Origin of the sequence: Dyella sp. (assembly GCF_051954575.1) — a bacterium.
GTDB lineage: Bacteria > Pseudomonadota > Gammaproteobacteria > Xanthomonadales > Rhodanobacteraceae > Dyella_B.
Window position 1 is genome coordinate 1 of the sequence record NZ_JBQCHP010000148.1, and the last position, 9,769, is coordinate 9,769.

Annotated in this window: 6 protein-coding genes and 1 pseudogene; 2 read left to right on the plus strand and 5 right to left on the minus strand. The window is 62.7% G+C overall.

Going from position 1 to position 9,769, the window contains the following annotated elements:
- Positions 1–209: 209 nt before the first annotated feature.
- From ACTHNE_RS18515 to ACTHNE_RS18530, 4 genes are read right to left on the minus strand one after another with little or no spacing between them, the layout of a single operon-like run.
- On the minus strand, positions 210–2,198 hold the full coding sequence (locus tag ACTHNE_RS18515; RefSeq protein WP_440269994.1) for a preprotein translocase subunit SecA: 1,989 nt from the start codon (positions 2,196–2,198) through the stop codon (positions 210–212).
- The gene (locus tag ACTHNE_RS18520; protein WP_324945005.1) at positions 2,191–4,335 is read right to left on the minus strand and encodes a hypothetical protein; all 2,145 of its coding nucleotides are present in this window, start codon (positions 4,333–4,335) and stop codon (positions 2,191–2,193) included. Before ACTHNE_RS18520 ends, ACTHNE_RS18515 begins: the two co-directional genes overlap by 8 nt.
- A 7-nt stretch (positions 4,336–4,342) precedes the next feature.
- On the minus strand, positions 4,343–6,184 hold the full coding sequence (locus ACTHNE_RS18525) for an HlyD family efflux transporter periplasmic adaptor subunit (RefSeq protein ID WP_324945002.1): 1,842 nt from the start codon (positions 6,182–6,184) through the stop codon (positions 4,343–4,345).
- The gene (locus ACTHNE_RS18530) at positions 6,181–7,626 is read right to left on the minus strand and encodes a TolC family protein (protein ID WP_324944999.1); all 1,446 of its coding nucleotides are present in this window, start codon (positions 7,624–7,626) and stop codon (positions 6,181–6,183) included. Before ACTHNE_RS18530 ends, ACTHNE_RS18525 begins: the two co-directional genes overlap by 4 nt.
- Before the next feature lie 252 nt (positions 7,627–7,878).
- Here ACTHNE_RS18530 and bamE point away from each other — a divergent pair, with 252 nt between their 5' ends.
- Together bamE and ACTHNE_RS18540 are read left to right on the plus strand one after the other, a co-directional pair.
- Positions 7,879–8,193 carry an outer membrane protein assembly factor BamE domain-containing protein gene (bamE, locus tag ACTHNE_RS18535; protein ID WP_324944996.1) on the plus strand — a complete coding sequence of 105 codons (315 nt, stop codon included), beginning with the start codon at positions 7,879–7,881 and terminating at the stop codon, positions 8,191–8,193.
- A gap of 315 nt (positions 8,194–8,508) precedes the next feature.
- Complete coding sequence (locus tag ACTHNE_RS18540) at positions 8,509–9,399, plus strand: integrase core domain-containing protein (protein ID WP_440269995.1); 891 nt, start codon at positions 8,509–8,511, stop codon at positions 9,397–9,399.
- Between the two features lie 230 nt (positions 9,400–9,629).
- Here ACTHNE_RS18540 and ACTHNE_RS18545 read toward each other — a convergent pair.
- Positions 9,630–9,769 (minus strand): annotated as a pseudogene (locus ACTHNE_RS18545) (IS630 family transposase); the annotation flags it as partial.

Sequence of the window (9,769 nt, forward strand, 5' to 3'; positions counted from 1 at the left end):
GGCGGCTATGCCTTGCTGGAAACGGCATCCAGGGAAGAAGCCCTGGAGATCACCAAGCGCTTTCTGCGCGTGCATGGGGATGAATGGAATGTGGAATGCGAGGTGCGGCAGTTGATGACGCATGGTGAGACCTGCGGGTGAATCAAGGCGACGGGCGGAAGTGTTTCTGCGCGCAGGCAAGATTCACCATGAAACATGGTGAATCTCTTCTATTTGCGAGTCTTGCCCACGAAACCTAGCGCCCTGACCCATCCCGCATCCCGCCGCATTGTCTCCACCCGCTGCTTGCGGTAGTGCCGTTCGGCGCGGTCCTGCACATACGTCACCCAGCGTCGGAACCAGCGTTCGCTATGCCGCATGTCACGGACCAGCCAAGCCAGCAGGCGCCGGCTGGCGGGGGGCGCGAAACGCAGGAACAGTTCGTCGTCCACACTGATGATGGCCTCGGTGGTGCCGGGGTCGCCCTGGCGCGCGCAGCGGCCGAAGAGCTGGCGATCGACGCGGGCAGATTCGTGAAATTCGGTGAGGATCACATGCAGGCCGCCGTGTGCTTCCACCTGCGCGGCAAGTTTGATGTCCGTGCCACGGCCAGCCATGTTGGTGGCGACCGTGATGCGGCCCGGTTGCCCGGCTTCCGCGACGATGTCCGCCTCGCTTTTGTCCTGGCGTGCATTGAGCAGGATGTGTGCGACGCCTTCGTGGTCGAACAGGCGGCCGAGCGTTTCGGAAGCCTCGACTGAACGCGTTCCAACCAGCACTGCGCGTCCTTGGGCAGCCAGTTCCATGGCGCGCCGTGCGACTTCTCTCCAGCGTTTGGCGCTGTCCGCACAGATCCGATCGGCCAGGCGCTTTCGCCTGCTTGGCTTGTGCGTGGGAATGCGTGTGACGGGCAGGCCGTAAGTCTGTTTCACCTCGGTGGCAACTTCCTGCGCGGTCCCGGTCATGCCGCTCAGCAGCAGGTAACGACCAAAGAAACGCTGATAGGTGATCTGCGCCAGCGTGCGGCGTTGGCCGGTGATGTCGCAGCCCTCCTTCGACTCGATCATCTGGTGCAGGCCGCGTTCCCAGGTGCGATCGGGCATCACGCGGCCGGTGGACTCGTCCACGATCTGCACCTTCCCTTCGGCCAGGATGTAGTGCTGATCGCGCGCAAAGCAGTGCACCGCCGATAGCGCTTTTTGCATGAACTCGTCGCGCCATAACGGCGAGCGCCACAGACCGCCGTGCTCCGCGGTGATCTCGCGCACGCGTTGCTTGCCGCGCTCGGTCAACCAGATGTCGCGGCGCGCGCCCTTGATATAGTCCACATCGGCTTGTAATGCCTGCGCCAGTGCAACCGATTGCGCGTAGATCGCAGGGGCCAGATCATCCGGCAAGGTTTCGGAAATGATCAGCGGCGTGCTGGCTTCGTCGATCAGCACGCTGTCGGCTTCATCGATGATCGCGAAATGCAGACCGCGCAGGATCGGCGGCTCGCTGCGCATGCTGCCGGCGAATTGACGCAGACGTTGCTGGGTCAGCGAGATTTCGCCGAGCGCGATGCAATCCTTGAGGTAGTCGAACGTGAGTTCCTTATTCGACACATAGGTGATGTCGCAGGCGTAGGCCTTGCGCCGATCGGGCACCGGCATATCCTGCAGCACCACGCCCGCGCTCAAGCCCAGGAAATCGAACAGCGCGCGGTTGTGTTGCGCATCGCGCTCGGCGAGGTAGTCGTTGACGGTCACCACGTGCACCGCCGCGCCGGTGGCGGCAGCGGCGCAGGTGGCCAGGGTCGCGGCGAGGGTCTTGCCTTCGCCGGTGGACATTTCCGCGAGCCGGCCTTGCAGCAAGGCGCGGCCGGCCAGCAATTGCACGTCGTGATGGCGCATGCCCAGCGTACGGCGCGATGCCTCGCGAATCAGTGCGAACGCCTCGGCCAGCAATCGATCGTTGAAACCTTGCCGGTGCATGCGTTGCGCGATCTCGCGCAGCGCGTCGCGCAATTGCACATCAGCCGATGCGCGTGCTGCATCCTCACGTGCGGCCGTAGCGTCCAGGAAACGGCGAACGCGCGGCCCGTCGAAGCGCGGCAGGCTGTCGAGCCAGGCACGCAGGCGATCTTCCCAGGGCGAGCGTTTGGCATCGAGCCGCTCCAGGTAAGGACCATCGCCGAGGCGCAAGGCGCGCCCCGCCAGCAGGGCGCGCACGTCAGACATTGAAGTGTCCCAGGAACACCTGCCGCAACCGGCGCAGTAGCTGATGAGCCAACGGCTCATAGCCGTGGTCGAATCGCACGTGCACGCGCTCGCCAAAGGGCGGGTCCGTTCCTTCGGGCAACGCCACGTCGAGGATGAAGACACGCTGCAAGGTCTTCAGGCCATTAGTGTCGTTCGGATTGGTGGGAATCGTGCCGCCGTTGTTGAGCGCCAGCGCCGCCGTCGGCAATTCGTCCACCGCGCCGGGGAAGCTGCGCACGACGTACGAGTCGTATTCCTGCTGTACGGCATCGGCCAGGCGCAGACGCACATCGTGCAGGCGCTCGTGCACCAGATCGATGTCGTCCTGCTGCACGACCACGCGCACCATCAGTTCGTGCGGAGCGAGCACGTAGCCCAGCAACTCGCCCTTCTTGTAGTAATGGCCAGGCATGTCCTGCGGCATGGAAGCGATCAACCTGCCGGTGCTGTCGGCATGGCCAACCAGGCGCGCCGCGCGCAGTTCGGCCCGTTCCAATACTTCGTGCGCTTCCTGCAATTGCCGGCCGCTGATCTGCGCCTTTACCGGATCGACGAAGGCGTCGGCATCGTAATGGGCCTGCGCCTGGTCGAACTTGGCGCGATCCACCGCCAGTTCCGATTGCAGCGTCGGGTTGTCCAACAGATACACCGGCTGGCCAGGTTTCACCATTTGATCGGGCGTAGCGATCCAGGTGTGGAAAAAGCCGTTCTCCTGGGCGTGCAACATCGCATGGTCGGGCAACCACACCACGCCTTGGGCGTGCGTGTGCAGCGGTACCGGCACGAGCAGCAACACCGCCAGCACCATTCCCAACGCCAGCGTGGCGCGGCGATAGGCGCGCGCGCGGCAGCGATGCAGGGCAGGGGCGCTGCGCAAATGCTTCAGCCCCTTGCGCGCCGGGCCCACGACCAGGCCGAACGCACTCCAGCAGGCCATCGCCACGCCGACAATGAAATATTTGCCGGCAACCAGGAAGATCACCGACACCGTCACCGTGGTGCGATAGCACCAGGCCAGCGGCGTGTACCAGAACAGCCAGCGCTGTTCGGCGCGGGTTTCATCCGGCTTCACCGCATCGGTAGAACCGAAGGCGTAGCAGTCGAGCAGCCAGGTCCACCAGGCCTGGCCGCGCTGCGCCAGGTTGGGCATTTCGATCAGGTCGGAAAGAATGTAGTAGCCGTCGTAGCGCAGCAGCGGATTGCCGTTGACCAGCAGGGTGGACACGCCGCCAATCACCATCACGTTGAAGGCCACGCCGCGCAACACGCCAGGTTCGCTCAGTAGCCACACATACAACGCCAGCGCCGCCAGCAACACTTCCACCAGCATGCCGGCTGCCGCGACGATCGCCCGGTGGTACTTGGATGGAAACGCCGCCGAGGACGAGGCCTCCACGTAAGGCACCGGCGCAAAGATCAGAAACATCACGCCCAGTTCGCGCGCCGTGCCGCCCCAGCGCTTCACGGCAAAACCATGGCCCAGCTCATGCAGCAGCTTCACCACCGGGTAGACCGCGAGCATCGCGAGCAGGTTGCTGGAAGAAAGCACGCGATCGGAAAGGTTATGCGTCAGCTCGCTCCAATGTTGCCCGGCCAGCACCAGGGCGGGCAGCACCGCCAGCAACCACAGCAACGCGCCGACGGGGCCGAAGCACCAGGATACAAATGGCGAGAAGCGCGTAAGAAACGGATCTGGATTGAGCAGCGGCAGCTTCACGCTCATCGGGTTTAGCAGCCATTGCCGCAGCGTTTCGGTGCGCTTGCGTTTGTGCCGATCCAGCGCCTCGGCCGAGTCGGGCGCCACGTCGGTCTGCAGCAGATCGGCCGCATGCAACTGCACCAGCAGGTCCACCACTTCCGGCTGCGTGCAGGCATCGCGCGCATCGGAAGCATTGGCGCGTTCCCACAGCGCCTGCACCGTTTGTTTGCCATCCATGCCCGCAATCAATGCATAAGCCGCCGTGGACAGGCGATAGACGCGGCCGCCGGTCTGGTCCTGCACCACGTACCAGGGGCGTCCACGGAACACCACGCGTTGCACCGTGGCGTACGGCATCAGCCGCGGACGCAACTGCGCCACGCTATGCCAGGACGGACTGAACGGACTGCGCGCCATGGCCTGGCTACAAGCCCCAGTTCCACAGGTTCAGCCGCAGCCAGTCGAGCAGTCCGTGCAGCAGCACCCAGCCCAGCTTGCGATGGCCGGCATCGATCTTGCCCACGCCTTCCATGCCCGGCAGCAGTAGGTTCGAATTCTGCTTCAGCCGCGCTTCGACGCGATAGAAATTGCGGCCATCCTGCGCGGTGGCCACCGGCACGATCTTGGCGACGGTGAATGGCATGGCGCTGCCGGCAAGCCCGGTGATCACCAGTTCGCCGGATTGCCCGGTGCGCAGCTGTGCGATGTCACGCTCATCCACCTCGAGGATGATGCGATAGCTATGCAACGGCGCGATCTCGAACAGCTTCTTGCCCGCTTCCACCGGCGTGCCGATTTGCTGGCTGAGATCGCCGCTGACCACCACGCCATCGTAGGGCGCTACCACTTTCACGCGCGCCAGTTTGTCGTCCAGCAGATCCAACTGAGCCTGCGCCTCGCGCAATTGCGCGCTGGTGACCTGGACGGCGTTGAGATCGTGCGTGGCCATCGCCTCGCGCAGCTTGTTGTCGTATTGATCGCGCTCGCTTGCCCATTTCGCGCGTTCCACGCGCAGGTCGTGATCGTCCAGCAAGGCCAGCGGCTGGCCTTTCACCACGGTATCGCCGGCGCGCACGTAGCCGGCCGCGAGAAAGCCTTCAAAGGGCGCGGCGGCCACGCGCTGGATTTCGCCTTCCGTCACGGTCTTGGCCGAAACGCGATAAGGCACCGGTAGCAACACCAGCAGTGCGAGCGCGAACAAGACGGCTACCGCACCCGCCTTCCACAGCAGATGGCGCGGCCCCAGCAATGCAGCCAGGAAACGGCGCCCTTCGTCCAACAGGCGTTGCAGCGAGCCACGTTCCGCATCCACGCGCTGCACAACCACGGGTGCGAACAGGGCGCCGAAGGTATCCAGCCATTTGCGCTCTTCCTCGCTGAATGCTTGCGGCGATTCACGCTCAACGGTCACCACCGCCACGCATCGCGCCTGTTGCGTGATGGGCAGGGTAAGCAACCGGCCGGCGCCGGTGCGCTGAAGCAGGGCGGCATGGGCGCGGTAATTTTCGCCGGCGTCCTGTTCCGACGTAGTGGCTTCCACCGGTTGAGCCAGATCGCATGCCTCGTTCATGGCGGCAATGTAGGCTTGCACCAGCGGCGAGGACTTCTCGAACGTGGCAGCTTCCGATAGCGCGACCAACTGCACTTCGCCATGCCGATACAGACCGATGGCCGCACGTGTGCCGTGAAAGCGACGACGCAGTTCATTGCTGAGGTCGAACAGGGCCTGCTGGAAGCGTTCGTGCCGAAGCGCGATGGCGATGGCCTCCAGCACACCCAGCGAGCGCGCGCTGGCGGCAAGCGCGGCATCGTGCTCGCGACGGCCCAACAGGTTGCTCAACCACGCGCTGCCCCAGTGCAGTTCGCGCAGCAGCGCCGGCAAGGTCTCGTCATGCGATGGCAGTTCCAGCACCACGGCGCCGGCGATACGTTCATGCACCGCGATCGGCGCTGCGACATGCCGCAGGCCGGCCGGCTCGCTGCACGGCTGCACCACCACGCGACGATCGGCCAATGCGCGCTGCACCGCTTCGCCCATGCGCGCCATATCGCCGTTGGCCTGCGGCCACACGGCAATGGGTACATAGTTCTGGCCATCGCTCGACTCGACCAGAATGGCCGCCTGGGCGATCGCGGGGATCTTGTCACGCAGCACGGTGAGCCATGCATCGCAGAACTCCGCCGACGTGCGTGCGGTAACGAAGCGCGTCCAGCCGTCCATGTGCACAGGCGGTTCGGCGCCGGGAGTGGCGGGCAGGGCGCTCATGATTTGGCGTGCTCCCTCGGTAGCGGCGCTTCGTGCGGAGAAGACACGAAATACTGGTCGAGCTCGTCGATATCGGTAGCGGTGAGTTCGCCCAGCGTGGTCTTGAGCTTGATGAAAGCGGTGAGCTGCTGATAACGCCCTTTGTGCATGTCACGGCGCGCCGCAGCCATCTGCTGCCTGGCGGTGAGCACATCGGCCTCGGTCTTCAAGCCGCGCGCGCTGCCGCGCTCGGCCAGCGCGAGCGCGCGTTCGGCCGACGTTTCCGCCGCACGTGCGGCACGCGCCTTGGCAAGCCCCGCGCGCCAGGCCAGAAAGGCGGTCTTCACGTTGACGATGGCCAGCCGGCGCGCGGCCTCCATGTCGTCATGCGCCTTGTCGCGCAGCGCCAGCGCCTCGGCGACCTTGGCCGACTGCGTGCCGCCGGAATAAAGCGGCACGTTGAGCTGCAAACCCACGGTAAGTGTGCGGATGCGATAACCGGCCTGGCCAGGAAAGTTGCCCGCGTTCTGGTCGTTGTTGCCATAGCTGGCGACCAGGTCCAGGGTCGGCTGATGCCCAGCGCGTTCCTTGCTCACTTCCTCGTTGGCCGCCGCAATCGCATGCATGGCGGCGCGCAGCGCAGGGCTGTGCGTGTCGATCTGCGCCAGCCAGGCATCCAGGTCATCGCCAAGCAGGTTGGGCAGGTTCGCCTGGTCATTGAGGTATGGCTGCTTGAGATCCTCCGCCGGGCCAACCCATTGTTCCAGCGCCGCCAGCTTGCTGGCCTGATCCAGCTCGGCCGAGGTTTCGTCGGCCGCGGCTTCCTGGTACTTGGCGTAGGCATCCTCGGCCTGCGGCTCGCCTTGCGCGCCCAGTTCCGCGCCGCGACGGGCAATGTCCCATTGCGCATGCAGCGCATCGCGCTGCGCGGTGGTGAACAACACCTCGTCCCGCGCTTCCATCAGATCGAACCAGGCGCTGGCCAGTTTTTGATAGAGCTGCTGCTCGGCATCCTCGAGCTGGTATTCGGTCTGCCGCGCCGTTTCCTTCGCCTCATTGAGGCTGGCCAGATTGGCGGCGTGCCACAAGGGCTGGGTAAGGCTGAGCTGGTCGGTATTGCTGTGGTAACGATCGCGCTCGGTCTTGGTGAACCGGTCGAGCGTGTCGTAATGGCGGCGATTGCCATCGGCCGTGGCAGTGGCCGAGAGCTGCGGCAGCATGGCGCCGAGCGCCTGGCGCGTGCGCGCCCTGGATGCATCCACGCTGGCCTTGGCGGCGCGGTAGCCCGGCTCGCTGTCGTGCGCGATCGCGAACAGTTCGCCCAGCGACGTCACGCCGCCATCGGTAGCGGCTTGCGCCACGCCACATGCGAGGCAAAGCGCAAGCGCACCGGCCAGCGCAACAGTCTGCGCGTTCGAACGGCCCGTGCTGCCTTTCCTTGCATAAGTCGTTTTGCGTGCCACCGCAGCCCCTTTGCTGTGTCCGCAGGAAGAGGCCGGCCCGTCATGGTCCGCACAACACCGGTGCGCGCCTCAAAAGGCAGGCGCGGGACGGGCGTTATTTCAGATGGATTCTCCCTGTGCCCGGCATTTTTGCACCGCGCGGCAGGGTGTGCCAAGGGCCGGCGGCAAGTTTTTGCGGCTTTTGCCGGGTACTTTTGCGCGTACGAACTTGCGCTACCATACCGCCCATTGTCCGGTGACTCAGGGGGAGTCATGAAACGCATCATGGGAGCGGCCGCGCTGGCAGCCGCATTGGCCGGCTGCCATGCCACCGGCCAGAAGATCACCCGGCTCGATCCAGGCAGCAACCGCGAGCAAGTCCTCGCCACCCTCGGTCGCCCTGACGCCTTGAGCACGATGGGCGAATTCGAGGTTTACACCTATCTCGCACGCCATCGTACGCGTCATTCGCTGATACATACCGATTACACGGTGGTGATGAAGGATGGGCACGTGGTGGAGTTTGGGCCTGGCGTGGCGCAGCGCGAAGGGTTGCACCATGTGGTGATTGTGCCGGCGGGGTCTTGATTGGGGCTGGTGCGGTTGGAACGCCGTGCGATGCTAATCCTTGCGTCGATTCTATTCAGAGCCAATCGTCATTCCGGCGAAGGCCGGAATCCAGTGCAAACATGCTGTGCGTAGCACCCGAGATAAATAAAGGTTATGCGTGCTTCGAACGACGTATTTAATCTGGATTCCTTGCCACTCAAAGTCGAGCACGTTCATGTACTTTCCCCGTCATGCCGGCCTTCGCCGGAATGGCGGTGCGGAATAATAAAATGTAGGACGGCCTTCATGCCATTCAATGTGCGATTGTCAGGTGCTCTTCTACTGATCTTTTGCATGATCGGTTATGTACACGCCTCATCCAAGTCAGACGTTCCGTCCATCAATGGGACTTGGGCGGGAAAAATCGGTGGAAGCCAAGTCGTTGCCTGCTTTGCTAATGAAAATTATTCGGGACGTGCCAGTCAATTCGGTGCGTATTTTTACTTGCAGCACGCCAAGCTTATAGGCTTGCAAACGGGCGATGGAAACGGTGATCTGTGGAGCGAAGGGGATGACAAGAATCCCACCGGAATCTGGTCCGTGCGAATCAAGGACAATATCTTGACGGGAACCTGGTCAAGTTCGACTCAAACAAAGAAATTGCCAATAACCCTGATTCGCATCAGGTCGATAACTTCCTATCGAAGCTCCACCTGTAATAGTGAAGATGGAATCTTCGTTCCTGACGTCTATAAGCTTGCGCATTCCATAAAGGTGATGCCGGGGAACATTAAGCTTGTCGACGGCAAACGTTACCGCCAGCTCACCGCGCTTGATGGGGCTGTCAAATCCGTTGAGCTTATCGATTCAACAAAGTCGGCTGCTGAACTCAACGCGAACGAAGCCTGTTTTACGTCAAGCGAGTTCAAGGAAGGCTTGGCAGGACTTGGCATCAAGCATCAGCGTAGCAGGCCGGGCATGCCTTGGCAGAATGGGCGGATCGAGCGACTGTTTTTGACACTGAAAGAAAAGCTGGATCAGTTGTGGGTCTTGGATACGGTTGCCTTGCAATTAGCCTTGGGAAGTTTTCGCCTCTGGTACAACGGTGTGCGTGTTCATCAGCATCTGGACGGTCGAACGCCGTCGGAAGCCTGGCATGGGATCGACCAGTACAAGTCGCCGAAGTCGGTGGAGTTGTTCGAAGCTTGGGATGGGCTGTTGGTCGGCTATTACATGCGCAGGTAGATGCTCTATGGCAAAGGCGAAAACGCGTTCAACGGATGACTGTCCGTGGCTTGGTGTGCCTGTTGTTTGGAGCTTGCTCATTGTTTGAGCAGCTCACGGGCGTCCGAGTGCCTTGCTATGAGGAAACGCTCGTCGAATTGATCATGAAATGACCAATTTGCATGGTTGAGTTTTCAAAGATCAGCCGCTTTCGTGGCGGAAAGGTTGTATGCGGACAGCGGACGGGGCACCGGTTTGCCAAAAGTAAGCGGCAAGCCCGGTTGCGTGCGATTGAGTGCCTGAATCTGGCTCTTTTCATCCACGCACAACACTAGGGCTCGATCCGGAGGAGCCATATACAGACCGACGACATCACGTACCTTGTCGACAA

Bases quoted from the DNA above. Each gene is read 5' to 3' on its own strand.
- ACTHNE_RS18515 (WP_440269994.1), bottom strand. From the start codon at position 2,198: ATGTCTGACGTGCGCGCCCTGCTGGCGGGGCGCGCCTTGCGCCTCGGC.
- ACTHNE_RS18520 (WP_324945005.1), bottom strand. From the start codon at position 4,335: ATGGCGCGCAGTCCGTTCAGTCCGTCCTGGCATAGCGTGGCGCAGTTG.
- ACTHNE_RS18525 (WP_324945002.1), bottom strand. From the start codon at position 6,184: ATGAGCGCCCTGCCCGCCACTCCCGGCGCCGAACCGCCTGTGCACATG.
- bamE (WP_324944996.1), top strand. From the start codon at position 7,879: ATGAAACGCATCATGGGAGCGGCCGCGCTGGCAGCCGCATTGGCCGGC.
- ACTHNE_RS18540 (WP_440269995.1), top strand. From the start codon at position 8,509: ATGATCGGTTATGTACACGCCTCATCCAAGTCAGACGTTCCGTCCATC.